22 protein-coding genes are annotated in these 24,620 nt (G+C 38.2%); 14 read left to right on the forward strand and 8 right to left on the reverse strand.

Features of this window, described 5'->3' with window-relative positions; all coding sequences use genetic code 11:
* Positions 1-158 precede the first annotated feature (158 nt).
* Together D1B32_RS07960 and D1B32_RS07965 are read left to right on the forward strand one after the other, a co-directional pair.
* Positions 159-1,112, forward strand: a complete 954-nt coding sequence (locus D1B32_RS07960) for a calcium/sodium antiporter (RefSeq protein ID WP_118889057.1) — start codon at positions 159-161, stop codon at positions 1,110-1,112.
* Between the two features lie 295 nt (positions 1,113-1,407).
* Positions 1,408-1,602: a hypothetical protein gene (locus D1B32_RS07965; protein ID WP_095307273.1), complete on the forward strand. Its 195-nt coding sequence runs from the start codon at positions 1,408-1,410 to the stop codon at positions 1,600-1,602.
* Between the two features lie 201 nt (positions 1,603-1,803).
* Here D1B32_RS07965 and D1B32_RS07970 read toward each other — a convergent pair whose 3' ends face one another.
* From D1B32_RS07970 to sspI, 6 genes are all read right to left on the reverse strand, one after another.
* On the reverse strand, positions 1,804-2,448 hold the full coding sequence (locus tag D1B32_RS07970; RefSeq protein WP_118889058.1) for a lytic transglycosylase domain-containing protein: 645 nt from the start codon (positions 2,446-2,448) through the stop codon (positions 1,804-1,806).
* Between the two features lie 65 nt (positions 2,449-2,513).
* A complete protein-coding gene (locus tag D1B32_RS07975) occupies positions 2,514-3,185 on the reverse strand; it encodes an ABC transporter ATP-binding protein (protein WP_118889059.1) in 672 nt (223 codons plus the stop codon).
* Positions 3,178-4,311 (reverse strand): ABC transporter permease, encoded by a 1,134-nt coding sequence (locus D1B32_RS07980; RefSeq protein WP_118889060.1) that lies wholly within the window; start codon positions 4,309-4,311, stop codon positions 3,178-3,180. The genes D1B32_RS07975 and D1B32_RS07980 overlap by 8 nt, the downstream gene beginning before the upstream one ends.
* Positions 4,308-5,531: an ABC transporter permease gene (locus D1B32_RS07985; RefSeq protein WP_095307268.1), complete on the reverse strand. Its 1,224-nt coding sequence runs from the start codon at positions 5,529-5,531 to the stop codon at positions 4,308-4,310. The genes D1B32_RS07980 and D1B32_RS07985 overlap by 4 nt, the downstream gene beginning before the upstream one ends.
* Positions 5,532-5,590: 59 nt before the next feature.
* Positions 5,591-7,174 (reverse strand): DUF6583 family protein, encoded by a 1,584-nt coding sequence (locus D1B32_RS07990; RefSeq protein ID WP_240033756.1) that lies wholly within the window; start codon positions 7,172-7,174, stop codon positions 5,591-5,593.
* 397 nt (positions 7,175-7,571) lie between these two features.
* The gene (sspI, locus tag D1B32_RS07995; RefSeq protein WP_118889061.1) at positions 7,572-7,799 is read right to left on the reverse strand and encodes a small acid-soluble spore protein SspI; all 228 of its coding nucleotides are present in this window, start codon (positions 7,797-7,799) and stop codon (positions 7,572-7,574) included.
* Between the two features lie 96 nt (positions 7,800-7,895).
* Here sspI and D1B32_RS08000 point away from each other — a divergent pair, with 96 nt between their 5' ends.
* The 3 genes from D1B32_RS08000 to pheT all read left to right on the forward strand — a co-directional run bounded on the left by D1B32_RS08000 (position 7,896) and on the right by pheT (position 12,531).
* The gene (locus D1B32_RS08000) at positions 7,896-8,633 is read left to right on the forward strand and encodes a TrmH family RNA methyltransferase (protein WP_118889062.1); all 738 of its coding nucleotides are present in this window, start codon (positions 7,896-7,898) and stop codon (positions 8,631-8,633) included.
* Positions 8,634-9,040: 407 nt separating this feature from the next.
* Positions 9,041-10,075, forward strand: coding sequence for a phenylalanine--tRNA ligase subunit alpha (gene pheS / locus D1B32_RS08005; RefSeq protein ID WP_095307264.1), 1,035 nt, complete (start codon positions 9,041-9,043; stop codon positions 10,073-10,075).
* Between the two features lie 26 nt (positions 10,076-10,101).
* A complete protein-coding gene (pheT, locus tag D1B32_RS08010; protein ID WP_118889063.1) occupies positions 10,102-12,531 on the forward strand; it encodes a phenylalanine--tRNA ligase subunit beta in 2,430 nt (809 codons plus the stop codon).
* Between the two features lie 207 nt (positions 12,532-12,738).
* Here pheT and D1B32_RS08015 read toward each other — a convergent pair whose 3' ends face one another.
* Both D1B32_RS08015 and rnhC read right to left on the reverse strand, forming a co-directional pair.
* Complete coding sequence (locus tag D1B32_RS08015) at positions 12,739-13,434, reverse strand: uracil-DNA glycosylase (RefSeq protein ID WP_118889064.1); 696 nt, start codon at positions 13,432-13,434, stop codon at positions 12,739-12,741.
* 23 nt (positions 13,435-13,457) lie between these two features.
* On the reverse strand, positions 13,458-14,399 hold the full coding sequence (gene rnhC / locus D1B32_RS08020) for a ribonuclease HIII (RefSeq protein WP_118889065.1): 942 nt from the start codon (positions 14,397-14,399) through the stop codon (positions 13,458-13,460).
* Positions 14,400-14,527: 128 nt separating this feature from the next.
* Here rnhC and zapA point away from each other — a divergent pair, with 128 nt between their 5' ends.
* The 9 genes from zapA (at position 14,528) to D1B32_RS08065 (ending at position 24,583) form a co-directional block, all read left to right on the forward strand.
* Positions 14,528-14,791: a cell division protein ZapA gene (zapA, locus tag D1B32_RS08025; protein WP_095307258.1), complete on the forward strand. Its 264-nt coding sequence runs from the start codon at positions 14,528-14,530 to the stop codon at positions 14,789-14,791.
* A 3-nt stretch (positions 14,792-14,794) separates the two neighbouring features.
* Positions 14,795-15,346 (forward strand): CvpA family protein, encoded by a 552-nt coding sequence (locus D1B32_RS08030; RefSeq protein WP_118889066.1) that lies wholly within the window; start codon positions 14,795-14,797, stop codon positions 15,344-15,346.
* Positions 15,347-15,497: 151 nt separating this feature from the next.
* Entirely contained in the window at positions 15,498-17,216 is a 1,719-nt protein-coding gene (gene polX / locus D1B32_RS08035; RefSeq protein WP_095307256.1) for a DNA polymerase/3'-5' exonuclease PolX, read from the forward strand.
* A 194-nt stretch (positions 17,217-17,410) separates the two neighbouring features.
* Positions 17,411-19,756 carry an endonuclease MutS2 gene (locus D1B32_RS08040; RefSeq protein ID WP_118889067.1) on the forward strand — a complete coding sequence of 782 codons (2,346 nt, stop codon included), beginning with the start codon at positions 17,411-17,413 and terminating at the stop codon, positions 19,754-19,756.
* 127 nt (positions 19,757-19,883) lie between these two features.
* Positions 19,884-20,291 carry a DUF350 domain-containing protein gene (locus D1B32_RS08045; RefSeq protein WP_095307254.1) on the forward strand — a complete coding sequence of 136 codons (408 nt, stop codon included), beginning with the start codon at positions 19,884-19,886 and terminating at the stop codon, positions 20,289-20,291.
* A gap of 241 nt (positions 20,292-20,532) precedes the next feature.
* Entirely contained in the window at positions 20,533-22,236 is a 1,704-nt protein-coding gene (locus D1B32_RS08050) for an AMP-binding protein (RefSeq protein WP_118889068.1), read from the forward strand.
* A 135-nt stretch (positions 22,237-22,371) separates the two neighbouring features.
* Entirely contained in the window at positions 22,372-22,956 is a 585-nt protein-coding gene (locus D1B32_RS08055; RefSeq protein ID WP_118889069.1) for a fatty acid metabolism transcriptional regulator FadR, read from the forward strand.
* Positions 22,957-23,003: 47 nt separating this feature from the next.
* Positions 23,004-23,777, forward strand: coding sequence for an enoyl-CoA hydratase (locus D1B32_RS08060; protein ID WP_095307247.1), 774 nt, complete (start codon positions 23,004-23,006; stop codon positions 23,775-23,777).
* Positions 23,778-23,809: 32 nt separating this feature from the next.
* The gene (locus tag D1B32_RS08065) at positions 23,810-24,583 is read left to right on the forward strand and encodes an electron transfer flavoprotein subunit beta/FixA family protein (RefSeq protein WP_095307246.1); all 774 of its coding nucleotides are present in this window, start codon (positions 23,810-23,812) and stop codon (positions 24,581-24,583) included.
* Positions 24,584-24,620 lie beyond the last annotated feature (37 nt).

Below are 24,620 nucleotides of genomic sequence, written 5' to 3' on the forward strand. Positions count from 1 at the left end.
ACATCAGAAATGATTGTACTGCAATAGCGTGTGCCCTTGAATTAATGCGTCCTCCTAGAAGTAGTTTTACATTATCATTTTTAATTCCGTAATAATGGGGGATGTATTTATAGTAATTAGAAAAAATACAAACTGAACGAGATAGGGAGAAGAAATATATGGCTTATATTTTATTAATTATTGGCTTTGGATTGTTGATAAAAGGTGCTGACCTTTTTGTTGACGGATCTTCCAATATTGCTAAACTGTTACGGGTTCCGTCTATTTTAATCGGCTTAACCATTGTGGCTTTTGGAACCAGTTCACCGGAAGCAACTGTCAGTATTATTGCAGCACTGGAAGGAAGTGCAGATGTTGCACTGGGGAACGTAGTTGGAAGCAATATTTTTAACATTACCCTTGTTGCTGGCGTGGCAGCTTTCTTATATCCTTTGAGAGTTGAAAATGAGACTATTAGAAAAGAAATCCCATTTACCTTACTCGCAAGTGCGGCATTGCTAATTCTTATGAGTGATATTGCATTGCAAGGATCTGGTAGCAACTTGCTGACACGCAATGATGGATTTATCTTTTTATTGTTCTTATCCATCTTTATGTACTATGTAATTGAAATTGGACTTAAAAGCCGAAAAGATACAGCAGACGAACCAGTCACTGAGGAGATCAGCTGGGGTAAAAATATATTAATTACCATATTAGGGTTGGCTGCAATTATATTTGGGGGGGATCTGGTAGTAGCTAACGGTACAGAAATTGCTTACTCTCTTGGCATGAGTGAAACATTGGTGGGGTTAACGATTATTGCAATTGGAACATCCCTTCCTGAACTTGTTACTTCCGTCTCTGCAGCACTGAAAAAAGAAAGTGAAATCGCACTCGGCAATATTGTCGGGAGTAATATTTTTAATATCTTATTTGTGCTTGGTGCCTCGGCTTCTATCTCTCCATTAGCGGCAAATGATAAAATGTTTATTGATGTCATTCTTATGATTGTACTGACTATTATATTATTGGTATTCTCAAGAACCAGCTTCAAAGTTGGAAAGCGGGAAGGATTAGTGCTTGTCGCCGCCTACATTATTTACTTAGTGTATATTATATTACGGAATTAATGAAATAGCCGTTCATTTTTTATAGGCGTAGATCTTGATATACATGCAAGATTGTTAGCTTACCCGGATAATATACTTATATAATACAAACGGACGCAAAAGTTAAACGAAGCGAATATTAGAACAGTCGCTTTTTTCTTCGAGGGTTATTGTTTGAATAGTATGCTATTATTACAAAAGGAGTTATCTTACTAGTGGGCAGAAGAGTTGAATACGACACCGACACAAGAGGAAATCTATAGTGTTGATTAGGCTTTTTAGATAGTATAGTGATATTCAAAGGAGGAGAAAGCCCTTGGATAAATTATTAGTTTTCTTAATTATTGTAATAGCAGTGGTCTTCGATTACTTTTGGTTGGATAGGGAAGGAAAACGTTGGAGTTGGACGAAGAATTGGACCAAGTTTCAAAAAGGGTTATTGTTTTCTGCTTTTTTAATTCTAGCAGCAATAACCTACATGTTATCGTACCTCACAAGTTCTACACCATAACTACTCATTTCTTATAAATGTTAACTCACACTGATAGGAGGAGCTATGAGCGTTCTTAAAGAACGGCCACCCAACTACCATTTGAAATGCTTGCTCTACAGGGAAGGTTTATACTCGAAAGCATCTCCCCATAATACAAACCGATTCTCGGCAACATAAAAAAGGAAACTCCAAATCATCGGAATTTCCTTTAAAATAAATCTAGGCAAGATAACTCCCCATAACTTTTCGAACGTAATTTTGTGTTTCATTAAACGGTGGAATACCTTGATATTTTTCTACATTTCCTGGACCAGCATTATAAGCTGCTAAAGCAAGTTCAATGTTTCCGTTATAACGTGTAAGCATTTGGCTTAAATACTTCGTACCACCATCAATGTTCTGGCGTGCGTCATAGGAATTCGTTACACCTAATCCTGCTGCTGTTCCTGGCATGAGCTGCATCAATCCTTGGGCGCCAGCAGAACTTTTTGCCATCGCATTGTAATTGGACTCATGCTTAATAACAGCGTGGATCAGGTTTTCATCAACCCCATATTTTTGTGCTGCTTCGGTTATATGCGCTTGATAATTCGTAGGACCTGGCTGATTACTATAGTTTGGTGCAGCAGCCACAACGTTATAACTAATATCTGGTTTTGCATTGTATATATTATATGGCATGTTGTTTCGATAATCTGTAGGTATGCTATTCAGTCGTTGCGCTTGATTTATTTTCTCTAATAATAACTGTTGAAAGGGTATCGCCGACGTTTGGCTGGGTTCTGATAACGTTGCAGCAGAATTACCTGACATAATCGATAGTGCTTGATATTGTATCATTTGCTGTAAATCTCGTATTTCCATCGGGAATCACTCCTTTCCAATCCTTCTATCTATTATTTTACGATTAGTGGACAGGTTTAGCAATACTAAAATGTGACAATTTGTTTATTTGCTTCCTTAAGCAGATTCTTATAAAATGGATCTTCTCCAATACAAATAATGCTATCACAAAGCGTGCTGATCTCATCCATATCATGAGAAGTATACATAATCATTTTATTTTCCTTTATCGCGAGATTTTTCAGGTGATTACCAATTTCCTTTCTGGATTTCAAATCGATGCCAACGGTTGGCTCATCAAGAAGCAACAGGTCGGGCTCATGGATTAAACTAATCGCCATGTTCAGCTTCCGTTTCATTCCACCGGATAACGTTTTAACAGGTTCTTTCCATTTATCCAGCTCCATATCCAGACAAAGCTGTTGTAATTCTTGTTTCGACCTTCTTTTCCATGAAAGCTTTTCAAAAAAGACCATGTTTTCTTCTACGGAAAACTCTTCCCAAATTGCAATATCCTGAGGAACATAACCAATCTGCTTACGTACCTCTTTTCGTTTTTCACGGTATGACTTTTCATAAAGTACAATATTACCGTTTGTAGGGCTTGCTAGGGTAGCCAGAATGTTTAATAACGTAGACTTACCCGCGCCATTTTCTCCAACAAGACCAATAATTTCACCGGGCTGCACGGAAAAGGAGATTTGGTTTAAAATTAGTTTTTTTCCATAGGATTTTGTAATCGATTGTACTTTAAGCATTTAATTTCTCTCCTTTTGCAATCCAGATACTAACTAGGGCAAGGGGGACTAAAAGCCATGGATTCCAGAATGTTTGATCCAAGAACGGTTGAATCGGGTTAGCATCTAACAACCAGGGAAAACGTTTTGTCAGTCCATCGATAGGAAGTATAGCCCCGCTTAAAATAATTAAGAATAAGACTAGAATAAATGAAACACTGTAATAGAAGTAGCTGTTTTTAAACAGTAATGCTAGTAAAAAAGCACTTGTACTGATAAGAATTCTAAATGAAATAATTGCGCCAATCAGGTTGAAATCGATACTTTCACTGAGCAATTGTTTAAAAACAACGATACTTAAACCGTCGAATAACAAGAAAGCTATTACATAAAATCCAAGATTTTGGATTGCATAATTTTTATACGTAAAACGCATAAAAGCAAAACGCGGCATAAGTCCTGGACGCCGCTCTTTAATCAGCCAATCGGTCAATAAAAGCGTGGATAAGATGCTGAAAATCGCCCACAGTCCCCATGTATTTAAAATGGAGATGTCATTCTTCATTCCTACGCCTTCATCATTATAAGAAGAAAATGTCGTGGCAAGTAAATTTTCCTGTGCTTGAATTTCATTTGTTTTCGCAATAATTTCATCAAAAGAAACCATTGCTTCAGGTTGTAACCTTTCTTGCAAATCGGTAATGGTATGAGCTGCTTTCACTTTTCCCGTGTCCTGCTGCACATAGGAAATAAGCATTTCTCGAATTGGTGTATAGGCAAAAGAAAGGTTGGATTGATAGCTCGTTATAAGGCGATTACGACTGCCGTGTAAAATCTTTGCTTCATATCCGTCTTCTATTATAAATGCACTATCCAATTCATGACTTTCGATCTGACTGCGCGCTTCTGATTCGCTCAATTCATAGACGCGTAGAAGAGGGGAAGATTTCATTGTTTCAAGTAATGAATTTGCAAGCTCGCTATCTTCTTTAACTACCATACCAATCGGGATTTTACTATCCTCCTGTACTACATTTGTAATTTGTATCATACAAACAGTCGCAAGTATTGGAAGGAGAAACCAAAATAGATGGGAAATCCAGTGTTTCTTCCAGTGCATCAATCGAGTGTGGATGATTGACATCATATGGCAACACGCTCCTTCCAAATTGAAATACTAGTCAATATGAATGCTGCAGCAGCGTTCATTAGAAGGAGGGGAATATAATCTGCATAGAGTCGGTTGTTTAATAAAATATCTTGTATCCAGCTTAAAGCTTCATATGAAAATAAATAGGGCAGCAGATTTTGAATCCACAATGGATAGTAAATAACTGGAATAATCGCACCGCTTATGATAATGGACACAAACGTGAATACGGATTGTACGAGTAATCGAAGCTTATGTGACTGGGTAAGTGATTCGATAATGGCAAGACATTGCACGAAAATTCCACTATATAACAATGTGAGTAACGTAATTCGAATGTAATCCTCCAGAATAACGGTTTCCACCAAGATAGTTTCTAAAGCGATAAAAGATAGCCCAGCAAAGGATGCTGTAACGATGATGGTAATAAACATTTTTGCGATTGTCTGCTGAATTTCGAGTACACCATAAAGTCGCATCCGATTTTTTAGACGTGTTGGATTTTCTTTTGTAAAAAAAATATAAATGGTTAAGAGCCAAATCGAAACAAGAATAAACCAGCTTCCGACAGTGAAATATTGAATGGGAGACGACGTTGCTAGGTTTGTGATTTCTCGTTCCATTAAAACGCGGTCACGTCCAACTGTATAGAATAAAAACTCCTTAAATTGCTCGAAAACAAAATCATTTCTCTCTTCATCATCCATATTGAATTCCCGTGCATAGGAATTAATTGCAAGAATATTTGCTTGTGAGGCACGTATGTGACGGGAAACACTTTCAATAAGCTCGTTTACCATAAGGCTTTCTGCTTGTTGATTTGCATTTCCGGTTACAGGAATCTCCACTGATTGCCCTTGCATTAGATGGCTTGTGAAATTATCCGGAAACGTAATGTAAGCACTAATGCCATTATTTTCTATTGCTATTTTAGCTTCATTTTCGGTCATACTATGTATTTCTATAAATGATCCCAGTTGGGAAGAATGTTCGATAAGCTGGACGATCAGCTCAGTTTGTTCATTTTCATCTAAATTGACTAAGCCTACTTGAACGGTTTCATTCTCTGAAGGTATAAAATATGTAATTATAATTGCAGCAGCTAACCCGACAATAATAACCGGAAACATGAAAAGAAGAGGAAGTGATGACCACTTCCTCCTTAGCTGCATTAAATGATTTTTTATAAATAATTGTATGTGTCTCATGTAATGCATTGTGGCACGCTCGTTTCGTGTTTATAAATTAAAGGTAGTTTAAAAGCCGTTAGAACTAATTAGAATCCCATTCCGCCACTAGACATAAGGCCGAACAGCCATTGCTGGAAGCTTGGTGCTACATCGTTTTCAAAGTATTCCTGTAGTTCTGTAGTAGACATGCTACCTAAATCCTTCACATTATCTTCACTCAATGTTTCAACAGAATCAATTGTTTGGCCTTCTGTATTCATATTTAATGTGAACATATCTTGACTTAAGTCTGGAGTCTCTAAAGAAATTTGATGTGCTGCATTCATTTTATCAGCTTCATATGTTGCATCTCCTGTCCAATGCAAGCTTCCGCCGCCGCTAGCAGGATCTTCAACAGTGAACACACGATTAAATTCACGTGTACCATCTGCAAGTGTTTCTGTTCCGTCATAGGATAGAACAAAATCTTCAACTGTTAGATTGATAGAATCTGTAGCTTCGTTACCCTTCCAGTTCAAATCACCTGCAATATTCATTGTTCCTTCTTCGTATGCATCTGAGAATGCAACGTCATAATCAAAGAATTGATTTTTATCTGTTAACAATTGTGAACCGGTAATAGAAATTTTCGCTAGTTCCTCAGCATTCGTTCCCATTTCAAGAACGAATTCACGTTGGACAATCTTATTGTCAGCAATCCATAGTGATGATGTTAATCCATCTGGAATCTGCAATTCTTCTATACCATCTTTTGCTTCTGTGATACTAGCTTCAAAATCTTCAGTAAATGTATCCAATTCATCTTCCATATAGATACCGCCAAACTGCTGGGCAACCATTTGTTCCTTGGTGATTTCTTTTAGTTTATCATCCTTTTCCATCTTATCCAATACAGTAGTTAAGATGTCCTTAAATTGCTGCTCAGTAAGGTGTAACTCAATTTTTTCGGAATTAATAGATTCGCCATTAACTTCTACCGTCTCATCGCTGCTTGTAAATGCGTCATCTGGCAATTCATCATAAATCAATTTGAAGTATTCATCTTCTATATGTGTTTTGTATTCTTCAGGGAAGATTTCTCCTGCACTTTCAAACAGCGTATCTAACCCAAGTGTTTCTTCACCAGTAAATGTTGCTGGATCTACTTCATGAAGGAGTGGACCAAAATCTTGATCATTTAATTGTAAAACTTCTTCTAAGAAAGGCACCCCAACCATAACTTTCTCATCTGTTACAAAAACTTGAAGATCATTTATCTCCATCCCAGCGATATTAGCTGAAATCCCAGTATAAACTTGTTTGTTTTCCATATCGGTTTGAGAATCAAGCTTTATACTAGAGTTGTTAATTAATGTTGCAGGATCCATGCCGTATCCCATGCTTCCTGCTGCTGGATCATTGTATTCAGCAGTTAATTCAAGTGATGAAGCAGTTTTGTCAGTTTGCGTTTTTTCATACCAGTCAAATTCCGGTTGATAACGTTCCTCCGCTCGTTCCACCATGTATTCCCACGTATCTTTTTCAGCTAGAAAATATGCATTTTTCGGAGAATCCTTAATTAGCATAAATGCTAAGGCTGTTCCTCCGGCTAATACGACAATACCGACAATAAGTGCAATTAACCCTTTGGAAATTCCTTTTTTCTGCTGTTCATTCGTTGTACCTTCCACAAACTTACCCCTTTCTTTTCCTTCCTCTTACTTAGTTTATTATGAATCTCTGAAACATATAATAACAAACTGTTTCAACTTTTTATATCATTTAAAAACAAACTAGTCAAATGGTGCTAAAAAAAATACGAAACATCGTAATCCAAAAGGCTTTTGATCGTTTTAAATTCAAGATAATTTAGTAGGTAATTCAACTTATTGAAATGGTATAAAAAGTAAAAAACAATCTGTGAAACAAGAAGTAATTATAGGAATCTTACCACTGGTTAGGTAAAAATACTTATTTTTATTTGATTTTACAGTTTAAAGAAAAAGTCACAGTTGAGGATGTTCAAGGGAATATGATGGATTTTATAAGGGAGGGGGAGGTGATTGACAACCTCCTCCGAATAGTTTCTTATTGTAAATTTTGTGTCGCGGCTTTAACACCTTGTTCTAATGCATCAACCATTTCTTTTTTATCTTGCTCTTCCGATTGATTCCAAATTAATTCAAATAGCACACCAAGACCGGGAAGCATTTTTTCTTCACCGTTTTGTATAGCGTCAACAATCGTTGACTCCAGTTGCTGCTGATCGTTGGTTGCGATATTAGACAGAATTGCTTTTCGTAAATTTAAATCCATATAGACACTCCTCCACTTTTCAAATTATGGATAGTTTGACCAACGTATATAAAAATATGTATGATGGATAAAGAAATAATAAGAAGGATGAAACCAATGATTACGTCAGTAAAAAATGAAAAAGTAAAACAATGGAAAAAACTCCATAAGCGAAAAGAAAGAACACAGGCTGGTGCGTTTCTTGTAGAGGGATTCCATTTAGTGGAGGAAGCGGTAAAGAGTAATTGGACGGTTCGTGAAGTTATTATACAGGAGGGGGTCGAGCTGCCAAGCTGGACAGACAACTATCCAGTCGTTTCAATTAGCGACAATGTGATGGCATACATCTCCCAAACTGCGGCACCACAAGGAATTATTGCTGTTATTGAAAGTCGACAACAGACACAGCGCAGTGGCAATCATTTACTCCTTATTGATTCGATACAGGATCCTGGAAATTTAGGAACAATTATTCGAACTGCAGATGCTGCAGGGATGGATGGGATTATGCTTGGAGATGGAACAGTCGATCTTTATAATGATAAGGTCATTCGTTCAACGCAAGGTTCTATTTTTCATATCCCAATTATTCATGCAAACCTGGGAGAGATGGTTTCAGCATTAAAAGAAGAAGGCTTTACAATATGGGCAACAGCTTTAGAAAATGCGTCCAATTATAATGATATAATCCCAGGTAATAAAGTGGCGATTATATTAGGTAATGAAGGGGCTGGAGTACAAGCTGATTTGATTGAGCAAGCAGACAGGTCGGTAAAGATCCCAATCTATGGCCAAGCGGAATCATTAAATGTAAGTATTGCAGCAGGAATTCTTATGTATCACCTAAAAAGATAATCTTGCAAGTGGGTTCGAAATTATTTATAATGAATGTAATCTCAATATGTAAGCAAAGAAGGAGCTCGTTCCTATTTAGAATGTGATTCAGGGAGGAAATGCCTAAGACTGGGAGCATTTCTATCGCAATAATACGAACAATTCACTCTGGAGCTGGCACTTGGACCTTCAATCTGAAGTAAAGGTGTTCCGGATATAAATCCGTTATCAAGTTATAAGTTGGGCAGCAAACGTATGCTTTTCATACATACATTCTGTCAACAAGGGTGGTACCGCGAAATAATAGCCTCGTCCCTTTTTGGGATGAAGGCTTTTTTTATTTGTACAAAAGCAACAGGTATTCCACTTAGATGGCGTGGTCGACTTGCCAAGTTTTTAAAATCACATATTCAAGGAGGTAATTATCAATGAAAGAACAATTAGAGGCTCTACAGGCTGATGCATTGCAAAGAATTGCCGCAACGGAGACAATTCGAGAATTACAAGATATTAAAGTTGCGTATCTAGGGAAAAAGGGATCCTTAACGGGAGTTCTTCGTGGAATGGGCAAGCTTTCGAAGGAAGAGCGTCCAGTTGTCGGGGAAATTGCTAACCATGTAAGAACTGCAATCACAACGGCACTTGAAGAAAAAACAGAAAAGCTAGAACAAGCGGAACTGGAGAAACAACTTGAAGAAGAGACAATTGATGTTACATTACCTGGCCGTCCAGTGAAGGTAGGTGGTCCTCACTTATTAACGAATATCGTTCAAGAGATTGAGGATTTGTTTATTGGCATGGGCTACGAAGTAAGAGAAGGCCCGGAAGTCGAGACAGACTACTTTAATTTTGAAGCATTGAATTTACCGAAGAACCACCCAGCGCGTGATATGCAGGATTCGTTCTATATTACGAATGAATTATTGCTTCGTACCCATACATCACCAGTTCAAGCACGTACGATGCAGGAATATAACGGTGAAAAGCCTTTTAAAATGATTTGTCCTGGAAAAGTGTACCGCCGGGACACAGATGATGCAACACACTCTCATCAATTTACACAAATTGAAGGGCTTTATGTAGACAAAAATGTGCGCATGAGTGATTTAAAAGGTACGTTGGATAAATTCGCTAAGAAAATGTTTGGTGAAGACCGTGAAATCCGTTTGCGTCCTAGTTTTTTCCCGTTTACAGAGCCTTCCGTAGAGATGGATATTTCTTGTAAGGTGTGTGATGGAAAAGGATGCAGTGTGTGCAAAGGTACTGGATGGATTGAGATTCTTGGTGGAGGAATGGTTCACCCTAAAGTACTTGAAATGGGCGGATATGACCCAGAAGTATACAGCGGATTTGCATTTGGAATGGGACCTGAACGAATTGCCATGCTGAAGTACGGTGTGAATGATATCCGGAACTTCTATGCAAATGATATCCGATTCTTAAAACAGTACCATAAAGCATAAGTGAGATCACGAAGGAGGTAAAACAATTGTTAGTATCATATAACTGGTTAAAAAAATACGTTGATTTAGGAAATTTAACGCCTGAAGAGCTTGCCGCAAAAATTACGAAGTCAGGGATTGAAGTAGAGGGTGTCGAATATGTGGCAGAAAAGAGTACCAATGTTGTAGTCGGCTATGTAGAGTCATGTGAAAAACATCCCGATGCAGATAAGTTGAACCTATGCCAAGTTGATGTAGGTGAAGAGAAATTACAAATTATTTGTGGAGCACCGAATGTGGCACAAGGTCAAAAGGTTGCTGTAGCAAAGCCGGGAGCAGTTCTTCCAGGTAATTTCAAAATAAAAAAAGTGAAGCTTCGTGGAATTGAATCGAATGGTATGATTTGTTCCTTAAAAGAGCTGGGTATCGAAGAAAAATATATCCCAACCGATATTGCAGATGGTATATTTGTATTTCCAGAAGAGGCAACAGTCGGAGAACCTGTTGATGAGCTGCTCAACTTAAATGACGCTGTCCTTGAATTGGATGTTTTAGCAAATCGTGCAGATGCTTTAAGCATGCTTGGTATTGCATATGAGGTTGCAGCAATACTTGATCAGCCGGTAAAACTGCCGGATGAGGCAGTTCAAGTGGAAGAATCAGCAACAGTAGCTAATTATGTTTCCGTTGAAGTCGAAGCAGCAGAATTAAATCCCTATTACGGGGCATTTATGATAAAGGATGTGGAAATCAAACCATCTCCATTATGGATGAGAAATTACTTAATGGCAGCTGGCATTCGTCCAATTAATAATGTTGTTGACATTACAAATTATGTACTCCTCGAATATGGCCAGCCATTACATGCGTTTGATTATGATAGATTTGGCTCTGAAAAAATTGTTGTACGCCGGGCGAAACATGATGAGACTCTAACAACATTGGACGGACAAGAGCGAATATTAACTGACGAGAATCTTGTAATCACAAATGGTAAGGAACCTGTAGCATTAGCTGGTGTTATGGGCGGATTGGATTCAGAGGTTGCGAGTGAGACAACGAATGTTTTACTGGAAGCTGCTTATTTTGATGCCATTACAGTTAGAAAGACGGTAAAACAAACTGGTCTGCGCAGTGAGTCCAGTACCAGGTTTGAAAAAGGAGTCGATCCAAACCGTGTCCGTAAAGCAGGAGCTCGTGCATGCTTACTGCTGCAGCAATATGCTGGTGGTAAAGTAATAGCTGGGACTGCTGAATTTGATAGGTTAGACCGAACAGAAAAAGTCGTCGAAATTGATACACCACATATTAACAATCGACTAGGAACAGAAATGACAACGGATGATATTGCTTCTATCCTTAAGCGACTGCAATTTGACTATAAGCAAGATGACGATCATTTCACGGTACACGTACCTACTCGTCGTGGTGATATTACACTATTTGAAGATATGCTTGAAGAGGTTGCTCGAATTTACGGGTACGATAATCTTCCATTTACATTGCCAGAAGGTGCTGGACAGTCTGGAGGCTTGACCGTAAGACAGCATTTAAAGCGCCGGGTTAAAAACTTTGTTCAAGGTGCAGGTTTAATGGAAACATTAACCTATTCTTTAACAAATGAGCGGGATGTAAAACGTCTAATCAGCCCAGAGGTTGCAAGTTCAGCTGCGTCGCCTGTTGCTTTGGCAATGCCAATGAGCGAGGATCACAAATATCTTCGTCTTAGTATTTTACCGGAACTATTAAACGTTCTATCCTATAACCGCGCCCGTAGTCAAGTAAACCTTGGCTATTATGAAATGGGAAGTATTTTTATTTCGGGACAAAATGAACTATCAGAACAGCCAGATGAACAACTTCGTATCTCCGGAGCTCTAACTGGCATATGGTCGGAGCAAGCTTGGCAGCAAGAGAAAAAAGAGGTTGATTTTTATGTTGTGAAAGGAATTGTTGAAGGATTATTTGATTTTCTGCAAATCCCAGTGACATATAGTCAAACCAAGGTGACTGATATGCATCCAGGAAGATGTGCGGTAGTAAAAGTTGCTGATAAAACTGTTGGGTTCATTGGTCAGCTGCACCCAACACTTCAAAAACAACTTGACTTAAAAGAAACGTATGTATTTGATTTAAATCTGGAAGAAGTCTTTGCGGCATATGATGCTGTACCATCCTTTACTGCAATTCCGAAGTATCCTTCCATTGCTAGGGACATTGCGTTTATTTTAGACAAGAATGTACATGCTGGAGACGTGAAAAAGGTTATTGAGGAAGTTGGCGCACCACTTGTTAATCGTGTAGATATCTTTGACCTGTATCAAGGTGACAACTTGGAAGAAGGTAAGAAATCCATAGCGTACAGCCTACTTTATCAACATCCAGAAAAAACGTTGAAGGATGAGGAAGTAGAAGAATCTTACCAAAAAATAATCGCAGCCGTTAACGAAAAATTCAACGCCTATGTAAGATCTTAAACAGATAAAAGGCTTTCCTGCTACTCGTTGTAGTGGGAAAGCTTTTTTCAGGTTTAAATAAAAACAAGCACCGGGAAGTATCAAAGCGATCGTTGCTGCTCCAGCACGCTACCCAGCCAACTCAAAACACGCTACAAAAAATAGAGCATACCAGACAGCACTGGAATGCTCCAATTCATTATACTACACCAATACATGCAGTAATTATCAATCGTTATAATTCTTTTTAGGTGGTAATCCCCAACTAATTTCATCCAGTCCGTTTTCTTGCAAGATAGCGTTCGTTTTTGAAAACGGCTTGCTCCCGAAAAAGCCCCTATGTGCAGATAATGGACTAGGGTGTGGTGCACGAATAATGTAATGCTTGTTTGTATCGATTAGTTTTGTTTTACTTTGTGCTGCACTTCCCCAAAGGATATAAATAACAGGATCTTTTTTTGTGTTTAACACATCAATTACACGGTCAGTGAACGTCTCCCATCCCTTGCCTCGGTGTGAGTGGGCTTCACCAGACCTCACAGTTAGAACTGTATTTAAAAGAAGTACCCCTTGCATTGCCCATTCAACCAGATAACCGTGTGCAGGGGGTGGCAGACCAAGATCAGCGTGTAATTCCTTAAATATATTACGTAATGATGGTGGAATTTTCACCTCAGGCTGTACAGAAAAACTAAGCCCGTGGGCTTGATTTGGCCCGTGATACGGATCTTGTCCAAGAATCACAACTTTTACCTGACTAAACGGGGTGTAATGTAATGCATTAAAAATATTTTGCATCTTTGGGTAAATCGTATGTGTTTCATATTCTGTTTTCAAAAATGCTCGTAATTGCAGATAATATGGTTTTTGGAACTCACTTGCAAGTAAGGGTTCCCAGTCGTTTTGTAAAATGTTTTGCTTCATTATAAAACCCTTCCTATATAAGTCTATAAATAACGCTGAGCTTTTTTGGTGTTGGCAAAATGTGTCTTGGCGTATTTATCTAATATGGCAGCACCTTTTGTATTGATAACCTTTGCGATTGTTTGATCCACTTTAGCAGAGGCTCCTTTAGGAAGCGGGATACCAATGGCCTCAGAAAGCTTATCCATTTCTTTCACAAAGCTTGTTCTGGCAATAATAGATGCTGTAGCAACGGCGATTGAATGGCTTTCGGCTTTTGTAATAAAATATGTCTTTTCCGGCAGCTGTTGTTGTTCTGTGCCGATATGTCTACTATAGACAGCTGGTTCACAAAATTGGTCAATCAGGATACCATCAAGTTCAACCTTACCAATTTTATTTAATAAATTTGTAATTGCGTGATGGTGAAGCATGGCCTTCATTTTCCCTTGTGACCAGCCTTTTTTCTGTAGCCTATTGTACTTTTCATTCTGTAAAACAAGCAACGAGTATGGAATTTGAAGCTTGACGATATCCTTTGCTAATTTAGAAATAATCGGATCTGTAAGGTTTTTCGAGTCCTTTACTCCAAGCTCTTTTAGAGTGGCAAACTGACTTTTGTTCACATATGCTGCAGCAACGGTTATTGGACCGAAATAGTCACCAGTTCCAGCTTCATCCGAACCAATGTGACTACTTGTAAATAAGCTGGTATCCGGCGTATATCGTGTTTTGATTTGATTTTGGCTCGTCTTTTTTACTGTTTTAGTTGCTGAGGTACTCGAGCTTGTCTGCCATTTTCCTGCCTCTAATTCAGGTGCACTCCCTTGGAATAGAACCTTGCCAGATTTATAGGCTGTTATGACAGCAGCGCTTGTTTTCGCACGAAAGACAGCTCCAGGTGGGGTTTGTGTCAAAGCGCTTTTATAATGTAATTTCATTTCATTTATTGTATCTATTGGTAATACATGTACCTCTTGTCCCATCTACATCTCTCCAATCCTTGCATATATTGACTATAGCAAAATAGCTTTCATAATGAAATACTTCTTTTTAAAAGTACTTCGTGTTAATATTAAGTGAAGAATTTTTTGTTTGCAGGAGGTAACACCACATGGACGAGGGCGAAAAGCAACGTATTACAGTTGATATATATAATAGAACATATACAATAGTGGGACCAGAGTCAGAAAGTCATGTTCGATTAGTCGCAGGTCTTGTCGATCAGAAAATGAAAGAGCTGCATGAAATGAACCGGCAATTAGATACAACAAGATTAGCAGTCTTAACTGCTGTAAATACAATGAATGATTACCAAAAACTGAAAGAAGATTACGCAACCTTATTGGGGTCGCTTAGAAAGAAAGAGGATAAGTAAGTTATGTTAGACTTTATATTATTCATTATGTTGCTTTTCGGGTTTTTCATGGGCCTGAAAAGAGGATTTATATTACAATTACTCCACTTAACTGGATATATTATCGCATTTATTGTGGCAGTGAAGTATTATGATGTATTAGGTCCAATGCTATCACTTTGGATTCCATATCCAGAACTGTCGGAGGAAAGTGCATGGGCAGTCTTTCTGCAGTCGTTACCACTTGAGACAGCTTTTTATAATGCAATTGCGTTTGCGATTATCTTTTTCGCGGTTAAAATTGCATTGCAAATCATAGCTTCCATGCTCGACTTTGTAGCATCCATACCCATTATTAAATCCGTTAATAAAATTCTAGGCTCCGTTCTGGGGTTTTTAGAAGTATATTTAATTATATTCATCTTGCTGTATATTCTGGCGTTAACACCAGTTGAGACAATCCAGAATTGGATTAGCAACTCTTCAATAGCAGTTTTCATTATTGAGAAAACGCCTTATTTCTCAGAAAAGCTACTAGAGCTTTGGTTTACCTATACAGGTGGGGAAGCAAGTTAAATTTAAATCGTTATGATTTGATTACCGGAGACTGATTCATCGTATTAGGGATACGCTTGTAAGTTCGGAGCAGGTGGTATGAACTAAATAGAATCAGTCTTTTTTTAGAGGTTGCAGTTTTATATGAATACTTATGGAATAGGTGATAGTTGTGGCAATTAATAAAAAAGATGTTATTCAATTATTAGAGAGAATAGCCATTTACTTGGAGCTAAAAGGAGAAAATCCATTTAAAATATCGGCATATCGAAAGGCAGCTCAAGGCTTAGAACAAGATGATCGGTCATTAGCTGACATTGAGGATTTTACAAAAATCAAAGGAATTGGTAAAGGTACAAGCAATGTCATTGTAGAATTTATTGAGCAGGGTGAATCTCAAGCTTTGAAGGAACTAGCTGAGCAAGTACCGCCTGGATTAATTCCGCTACTAAATCTGCCAGGCCTTGGTGGCAAAAAATTGTCTAAGCTTTATCAAGAGCTTGGAGTTATTGATGCGGATACATTAAAAGAGGCTTGTCTAAGCGGGAAAGTAGAAAATCTTGCAGGATTTGGCAAAAAGTCAGCAGAGAAAATTGTCGCTGCATTAGAGGAGTCAGGGAAACGTCCAGAAAGACTGCCAATAGCGATTATGCTTCCATTAGCAGAGAGAATTGAAGCATATTTAACTGAAATTGAAGAAATTGAATCCTTTTCACGGGCTGGAAGTCTTCGCAGAATGCGGGAAACAATAAAGGACCTTGATTTCATCATTGCAACTTCCAATCCATCCGCTGTAAGAGAGGCACTACTTGTCATCCCGAATTTAAAGGAAGTCATCGCTAAAGGAGATACAAAGGTATCGGTAACATTGGAGGATGTGTATGATATCAATGTCGATTTCAGGTTAGTTTCAAAGACAGAGTTTGCAACGACCTTGCATCACTTTACTGGCTCAAAAGATCATAATGTTGCATTAAGACAGCTTGCTAAATCAAGAGGAGAGAAAATTAGCGAATATGGAGTAGAAGTAGAGGAAACAAACGAAGTACGGACATTTTCAAATGAAGCAGAGTTCTTTCGTTATTTTGGACTCCAATTTATTCCGCCAGAGGTAAGAGAGAACACGGGGGAAGTGGAAGCATTTAAAGAAGAAAAAAGATTGATTGAGCTTGCTGATATAAAAGGCGATTTACATATGCATACAACCTGGAGCGATGGTGCGCAATCACTGGAAGAAATGGCGAGCCATGTTCGTGCCATGGGGTATGCCTATATGGCAATTACCGATCATTCCAAATACCTCCGCGTAGCAAATGGGCTAGATGAATCGCGCTTGCGCAAGCAGAGAGAGGAAATTGCAGCTTTAAATGAAAAGTGGACAGATTTTCATATTTTCGCAGGGGTAGAAATGGATATTCTACCAGATGGCTCACTTGACTTCTCTGATGCGTTTCTTCGTGAAATGGATTATGTAATTGGTGCCATTCATTCTAGCTTCAACCAATCACAAGAAAAAATAATGAAGCGACTATATTCAGCATTAGAAAATCCATATGTATCATTGATCGCCCACCCTACTGGCAGGCTCATTGGAAGACGAGCAGGTTACAATGTTAATGTAGAGAAATTGATTGAGAAGGCAAAAGAAACAAATACAGCATTAGAAATCAATGCCAATCCGAACAGACTTGATTTATCTGCTGATTGGGTGCGTAAAGCTCAGGAAACGGGTGTAACAATCGCAATCAACACAGACGCTCATAGCTACCAAATGCTCGACCATATGGCATACGGAGTAGGAGTAGCTAGAAGAGGATGGCTTGAGAAGGATACCGTTATGAACACGTGGTCTAAAAAGAAACTCATGGATTATTTTAATCGTAATAAATAAAGGAATTTTGAAAAATCCTTTTAAAATGACAAGTAGGAATCAGTTCAGCTAACAGCGGTTCCGTTCTGTGGTCAATTTCGAAAACAGCGCGTCTTGTGGTTACCGGGCGCAGAGAGCTAAGCTGATAGAACTCATCGGTTCTTTTTGAACATGTGATATTTAAATAAGAAGCCTATTTAAAGGAGTAATTAAGCATGAACGAACGAATTCTCCGTGTACTCGAATTTAAAAAAATAATAGAAAATCTATCCATGCACGCAGCTACAACATTAGGAAAGGATTTTGTATCTAAGTTAAAGCCTGCGACAGAATTAAAACAGGTTATCGAGCTGCAGAATGAAACAGACGAAGCGAGCCAAATTGCTCGTTTAAACAGAACTATTCCGTTAGGGGGCGTCACAGATATTCGCCCTAGCTTGAAACGAAGTGCCATCGGTGGTGTGCTTTCAACACATGAATGTCTTGATGTTGCCAATACGATTTATGGTGGAAGGCAGGTAAAGTTGTTTTTTGATCAACTCGAGCTTGAAGAAGAAATACCAATTCTTGAAGGATTGGTGGAACGAATAACACCACTTCGTGAACTGGAGATGGAGATAAAAAATTGTATTGATGACCGCGGCCACGTAATAGACAGCGCATCAGCAAGCTTACGCAGTATTAGAAGCTCCATCCGGACGTTTGAGAATCGGATTCGAGAAAGATTAGAGAGCTACACAAGAAATAATAGCAGTATGCTTTCTGATGCAATTATAACAATCCGAAATGATCGCTATGTGCTCCCAGTAAAACAAGAATATAGAGGCGCAATTGGTGGGATTGTTCATGATCAGTCGTCATCAGGTCAAACCTTGTTTATGGAGCCTAAAGCTATTGTAGACTTAAATAATCAGTTGCATGGAGCGATTACAAAGGAAAAGCAAGAAATAGATCGGATTTTAAAAGAATTAAGCCAATCTATTGCAGTAGAAGAACATGATTTGGACCAAAATGTCATGCTGCTTGGTCAAATTGATTTCATATCTGCACGTGCTAAATTAGGTCAAGAAATGAAAGCAGCCCGACCAAAAATGAATGACCGAGGGTTCATTCAAATGAAGCAAGCAAGACATCCATTAATTCCAATTGATGAAGTGGTTGCTAATGATGTGGAGATTGGGAAAACGTATACCTCGATTGTAATAACAGGTCCGAATACAGGAGGAAAGACCGTTACACTGAAAATGGTGGGTCTTTGTACATTAATGGCGCAGTCCGGTTTACAAGTTCCCGCACTAGATGGCTGCGAGCTCGCAGTGTTCAAGGAAGTGTTTGCTGATATTGGGGACGAACAATCGATTGAACAAAATTTAAGTACATTTTCTTCACACATGACAAATATAGTAGAAATCATTAAGGAAGTAAATGATCATTCACTTGTGCTTTTTGATGAGCTTGGTTCAGGCACAGATCCACAGGAAGGTGCTGCACTAGCGATGGCCATTCTTGATGAAGTTGTTTCTCGCAATGCACGGGTAATTGCAACAACACATTATCCAGAGTTAAAGGCATATGGATACAATCGCAGCAATGTTGTGAACGCATCGGTTGAATTCAATGTCGAAACCTTGCAGCCTACCTACCGGTTGCTTATCGGAGTGCCTGGTCGAAGTAATGCATTTGAAATATCGAACCGATTAGGCTTGAATAATCATATAATTGAAAGAGCTAAAGGACTTGTAGGTGTTGATTCGAAAAGCGTTGAAACAATGATCGCTTCATTGGAAAAATCGCATTTAGAGGCGGAACGGGATTATGAAAAAGCACATGCAGTATTACTTGAAAGTGAGAAATTACGTGAAGACATCACAAAAGAATGGAAGCAATTAGAGCAAAAGAAGGAAGAGCTGTATAAAAAAGCTGAAGAAAAGGCAGAAAAAGCCCTGACGAAAGCTCGAGAAGAGGCGGAACGAATTGTAAACGAAATCCGTCAAATGAAAACAAATGTCTCACTAAAGGAGCATGAGTGGATTGAGGCTAAGAAAATGCTTGAGGAAGCTCAGCCACATTTGACCCAAAAGCAAAATAGACAGCCAGACAAAAAAGCTGCTGAACAAAGAGTACTTCAACCTGGTGATGAAATTAAGTTGCTAACTGTAAATCAGAAAGGTGAAGTTTTAGAAAAAGTAAATGATAATGAATTTTTAGTGCAGGTCGGAATCATGAAGGTTAAAGTGAAACGACATGAATTACAGTTTCTTGGTAAACCAAAGCAAACAATGGAAAAACCAATAGCAACGATAAAAGGATCGAATTATCATGTAAGTACAGAGCTGGATTTGCGTGGGGAACGCTATGAGGATGCCTTACTGAAACTAGAGAAATATATTGATGATGTTTTGTTAGCTGGCTATCCAAAAGCCTATATTATTCATGGTAAAGGTACCGGTGCTTTAAGAAAAGGAGTACAGGAATTCGTGAAGCGACATTCTCAAATTAAGAATGCGCAGCCAGGAGGAAGTGGCGAAGGTGGCAGTGGTGTAACTGTTCTTGAATTTTAATAAGCGGATATCTGTGCTTGTTACTATTTTAGTTAGGAAAGTATCTTACTTTCCTAACTGCATCTACAATTGATGCGTTGCTAAATGGTATGGCAAATTTCTAGAGAAGTAGGAGAGGTCGACTGTTATGGAAGGATTTTGGGAACATATCATCGTAGTTACAGCAGCCCGCTACAGTGTATTTGTCTTATGTACACTTGTCTTCTTAGCAATTTTTGAACTTGTAACATCTTATAAAAATTGGGAAGAAATAAGAAAAGGCAATCTTGCTGTTGCGATGGCAACGGGAGGAAAGCTATTTGGGATTGCAACGATTTTTCGCTATTCAATTGAACATAATGATTCTCTTTTGCAGTCAGTTGGATGGGGTGTTTTTGGTTTTGTTTTATTATTAATGGGTTATCTCATGTTTGAATTTCTTACCCCGCTTATGAAAGTAGATGAGGAAATCGGGAATGGAAATAAGGCTGTCGGCTTCATTTCCATGATTATATCCGCGGGATTAGCATTTGTAATCGGAGCCAGCATTGGATAAAGAGAGGGGAGATCAACAGTGGTATTAGATCGTTTAGCAAAAATATTAATTGTTGTGGCAGTGATTTTTGTAGTAGTAGGTATATTTTACTTAATATAAGTGGTTATTATATGACCAGCTTCTTATTCACTCCTCTTTTATTTTGTTACATAATAAAAAATCAAAAATTAATTAAAAAGATTTCAAAAAATAGAAATTAATCGGTATAATGGTTATAGTATAGTATAAAGGGGAGTGAAAAATGAAACCTAACCGAAAATGGCATGAACATTACCCGTCTGAAATACCTACGTCACTGAAGTATGAGAAAAAAGCCTTACACGTATACTTGGCAGAAAGTGCAAAAGCGTACAAAGAAAAGAAAGCGCTTTATTTTATGGGGAAGGAACTTTCCTATCATGAATTGTTTTTGAAATCAAAGCAAATGGCGAATTATTTACAGTCTCTAGGAGTGAGGAAGGGGGATAAAGTAGCTATAATGTTACCGAACTGTCCGCAGGCTGTTATAAGCTATTATGGTATTCTGATGGCGGGCGGAACGGTGGTTCAGACAAATCCACTGTATACAGAACGTGAATTGGAATATCAGCTAAATGATTCCGGCACTTCGGTAATTGTTTGTTTAGATATCTTGCTTCCTCGAGTTACAAAAGTAAAAGGAAACACAGAATTAAAACATACAATTGTTACAGGAATTAAAGATTACTTGCCATTTCCGAAAAACCTGATTTATCCGTTTATCCAGAAACGAGAGTATAACATGGTTGTTAAAGTAGAACAAAGTATAGATACGCATGTATGGCAATTAATGATGGAAAAGACACCGGCGGAATATATGGAGCCTGAAATAGATCCAGTTGAGGACTTAGCATTATTACAATATACAGGCGGTACAACTGGTCATCCAAAAGGTGTTATGCTTACCCATTATAACCTTACATCGAATGTCGAGATGTGTGAAAGCTGGTTATATAAAACAGAGAATGGAAGAGAAATTGTGATGGGTGTGCTTCCGTTTTTCCATGTATATGGAATGACCACCGTCATGAATCTCTCGATTAAGCAAGGTTCAAAAATGATTCTCATGCCAAAATTCAATGCATTAGACGTACTTAAAGCAATTGATAAACAAAGGCCGACCTTATTTCCCGGTGCGCCGACCATCTATGTTGCTTTACTGAACCATCCAGATTTGAAGAAATATGATCTTTCATCGATTAAAGCATGTATTAGCGGCTCAGCTCCATTACCAACTGAGGTTCAGGAACAGTTCGAGAAAATAACGAATGGGAAATTAGTTGAAGGCTATGGATTAACAGAATCGTCACCAGTAACACACGCGAACTTTGTCTGGGAAAACCGAGTGAATGGTAGTATCGGTGTACCATGGCCAGACACAGATTGTAAGATTTTTAAGATGGATGCAATCGATGAAGAAGCAGAAGTTGGGGAAGTTGGAGAGATTGCGGTAAAAGGGCCGCAGATCATGAAAGGTTACTGGAATAACGAAGAAGAGACGAATAATGTATTAAAAAACGGATGGTTATTTACAGGTGATTTAGGTTATATGAATGAACAAGGCTACTTTTATATTGTTGATCGGAAAAAGGATATGATTATTGCAGGGGGATATAATATTTATCCACGTGAAGTAGAAGAGGTTCTTTATGAGCATGAAGGCATTCAGGAAGCGGTGGTAGCTGGTATACCAGACGCTTATCGTGGAGAAACAGTCAAGGCCTATATTGTTCTTAAGCAAGATTACAGTATCACTGAAGATGCGTTAAACGAATATTGCAGAAAGCATCTTGCAGCATACAAGGTTCCGAGAATATATGAATTCCGCAAAGAACTACCTAAAACTGCAGTTGGTAAGATATTAAGAAGGAAGTTAGTTGACGAAGAGGTAGCCAGACAGACAGAAGAGTCTGTAACATCTATTTGAGCCTTGTGCTCTTCTTTCTTTATTTGATTATGGACAAGGTATATTATTGACAGAATAGTCTGTAGCAGTTAAAATGAAATTATGAATGACTATTCACTCAGTATGCAAAGTGAAACACATCTTAGGAGAAGACGCATGAAAAATAACAAACCCAAATATAACCAAATTATAGAAGCGGCAGTAAAAGTCATTGCAGAGAACGGCTATCATGGATCGCAAGTATCTAAAATTGCTAAAGCAGCTGGTGTTGCGGATGGTACAATCTATCTTTATTTTAAGAACAAAGAAGATGTGCTTGTATCTGTTTTTGAAGAGAAGATGGGTGAATTTATTAAGCAAATCGAAGAATCAACTAATCAAAAGCAAAATGCAAATGAGAAATTATTTACACTAATTAAAATGCATTTTGAACAGCTTTCTGCCGATTATCATTTAGCGATTGTTACCCAGCTGGAATTAAGACAATCTAATTACGACCTTCGCATTCAAATCAATAATGTTTTAAAGCGATATTTAACTGTATTGGATAATATCCTGAAAGAAGGAATACAGCAACAACTATTTCGTGATGATCTAACGATTCCGTTGGTACGCCAGATGATTTTTGGTACTTTAGATGAAATCGTAACGAATTGGGTTATGAATGAGCAAAAATATGACCTGAATAAACAAGTTCCAGCTGTTCATGACTTGTTTATGAAAGGGCTTTCGGTAGATTGAATCGAATCAGATTAAATCTAAGTATATAGAAGGAGGATATAATTAAATTGACAATGATTATGTATGAAGTTGAAGGAAATGTAGCGTATTTAACCATTAAAAGTCCACCCGCAAATGCATTATCACGGGGTCTTCTAAAAGACCTAAGTGAACAGCTTAACCGAATCGAACAAGAAAATCGTGTAAAAGCTGTTGTGTTAAAAGGGGATGGTAGGTTTTTCTCCGCGGGAGCTGATATTAAGGAATTTACCGATTTACAGAACGCATCCGATTATGCATCACTTGCAACAAATGGTCAGCGTGTCTTCAGTCGAATGGAACAGTTCCCTGTACCGATTATTGCTGCTATTCATGGTGCTGCATTAGGTGGAGGGTTAGAACTGGCAATGGCTTGCCATATCCGTATCGTAACAGAAAATACGAAACTTGGGTTACCTGAAGTGAACCTTGGAATTATACCTGGTTTTGCAGGTACACAGCGATTGCCTAGATATGTAGGTGCAGCAAAAGCATATGAAATGATACTTACTGGTGAACCAATTAGTGGAAGTCAGGCAGCTGCATGGGGTCTCGCGAATAGCGTTGTCGCTGAAGAAGAGCTTTTAAGTGAAGCTACGAAACTAGCAAACAAGATTGCGGCTAAAAGTAAACCAGCTATTCAGCATATCATGCATCTTGTTTCCGTAGCTAAAACAGAGGCATTTTCCAAAGGGGAAGAAGAAGAAGCTAATGCTTTTTCGCAAGTTTTTGGAAATGAGGATGCGCGAGAAGGGATTCAAGCATTTTTAGAAAAGCGTCAAGCTAATTTTAAAGATAAATAAGATAATATTTAAATTGATTAGGAGGATACTAGATGAATATTTACGTACTTTTAAAGAAGACCTTCGATACTGAAGAAAAAATTAGTGTAGCTGGCGGAACAATTGAAGATGAAGGTGCTGAATTCATTATTAACCCTTACGATGAGTATGCGGTTGAAGAGGCAATTACACAGCGTGATGCTCATGGAGGGGAAGTAACTGTTGTGACAGTCGGAGATGAAGACTCTGAAAAACAGTTACGCACAGCCTTAGCAATGGGAGCAGACAAAGCAGTACTAATTAATACAGAAGAAGACTTGGATGAAGGAGATTCTTTTACAACTGTTAAAATTTTAGAGGCGTACTTTGAAGATAAAGAAGTAGATTTAATTTTAGCAGGAAACGTGGCAATTGATGAAGCAAGTGGACAGGTTGGACCACGATTAGCTGAATTACTTGGGTTTCCATATGTTACAACCATTACTAATTTGGATATCAAAGATGAAACAGTTACGATTGAAAAAGATGTAGAGGGTGATGTAGAGATTATTGAAACAAGCTTGCCTTTATTAGTAACTTGTCAGCAAGGCTTAAACGAACCTCGCTATCCATCACTTCCAGGAATTATGAAAGCAAAGAAAAAGCCGTTGGAAGAGCTTGAAATTGATGATTTAGATTTAGATGAAGAAGATGTGGAAGCGAAAACGAAAACAATCGATATCTATTTACCACCTGAAAAGGAAGCTGGAAGAGTACTAGAAGGCGAAATCTCAGATCAAGTTAGTGAATTAGTTTCCTTACTTAAAAACGAAAAGAAAGTGTTGTAAAGAAAAAATAACGAGTTTAAAAACGATAAAATGGACC

This window comes from Oceanobacillus profundus (genome assembly GCF_003515705.1).
In the GTDB taxonomy this organism is placed as follows: domain Bacteria; phylum Bacillota; class Bacilli; order Bacillales; family Amphibacillaceae; genus Oceanobacillus; species Oceanobacillus profundus.

What these genes read in the sequence shown, in the direction of transcription:
- D1B32_RS07970 (WP_118889058.1), bottom strand. Translation starts at nt 2,448, where the DNA reads ATGGAAATACGAGATTTACAGCAAATGATACAATATCAAGCACTATCG.
- pheS (WP_095307264.1), top strand. Translation starts at nt 9,041, where the DNA reads ATGAAAGAACAATTAGAGGCTCTACAGGCTGATGCATTGCAAAGAATT.
- D1B32_RS07980 (WP_118889060.1), bottom strand. Translation starts at nt 4,311, where the DNA reads ATGATGTCAATCATCCACACTCGATTGATGCACTGGAAGAAACACTGG.
- D1B32_RS08050 (WP_118889068.1), top strand. Translation starts at nt 20,533, where the DNA reads ATGAAACCTAACCGAAAATGGCATGAACATTACCCGTCTGAAATACCT.
- rnhC (WP_118889065.1), bottom strand. Translation starts at nt 14,399, where the DNA reads ATGGGACAAGAGGTACATGTATTACCAATAGATACAATAAATGAAATG.
- D1B32_RS08015 (WP_118889064.1), bottom strand. Translation starts at nt 13,434, where the DNA reads ATGAAGCAAAACATTTTACAAAACGACTGGGAACCCTTACTTGCAAGT.
- zapA (WP_095307258.1), top strand. Translation starts at nt 14,528, where the DNA reads ATGGACGAGGGCGAAAAGCAACGTATTACAGTTGATATATATAATAGA.
- D1B32_RS08055 (WP_118889069.1), top strand. Translation starts at nt 22,372, where the DNA reads ATGAAAAATAACAAACCCAAATATAACCAAATTATAGAAGCGGCAGTA.
- D1B32_RS08030 (WP_118889066.1), top strand. Translation starts at nt 14,795, where the DNA reads ATGTTAGACTTTATATTATTCATTATGTTGCTTTTCGGGTTTTTCATG.
- D1B32_RS07975 (WP_118889059.1), bottom strand. Translation starts at nt 3,185, where the DNA reads ATGCTTAAAGTACAATCGATTACAAAATCCTATGGAAAAAAACTAATT.
- D1B32_RS08045 (WP_095307254.1), top strand. Translation starts at nt 19,884, where the DNA reads ATGGAAGGATTTTGGGAACATATCATCGTAGTTACAGCAGCCCGCTAC.
- sspI (WP_118889061.1), bottom strand. Translation starts at nt 7,799, where the DNA reads ATGGATTTAAATTTACGAAAAGCAATTCTGTCTAATATCGCAACCAAC.
- D1B32_RS07985 (WP_095307268.1), bottom strand. Translation starts at nt 5,531, where the DNA reads ATGCATTACATGAGACACATACAATTATTTATAAAAAATCATTTAATG.
- D1B32_RS08065 (WP_095307246.1), top strand. Translation starts at nt 23,810, where the DNA reads ATGAATATTTACGTACTTTTAAAGAAGACCTTCGATACTGAAGAAAAA.
- D1B32_RS07960 (WP_118889057.1), top strand. Translation starts at nt 159, where the DNA reads ATGGCTTATATTTTATTAATTATTGGCTTTGGATTGTTGATAAAAGGT.
- D1B32_RS08000 (WP_118889062.1), top strand. Translation starts at nt 7,896, where the DNA reads ATGATTACGTCAGTAAAAAATGAAAAAGTAAAACAATGGAAAAAACTC.
- D1B32_RS08040 (WP_118889067.1), top strand. Translation starts at nt 17,411, where the DNA reads ATGAACGAACGAATTCTCCGTGTACTCGAATTTAAAAAAATAATAGAA.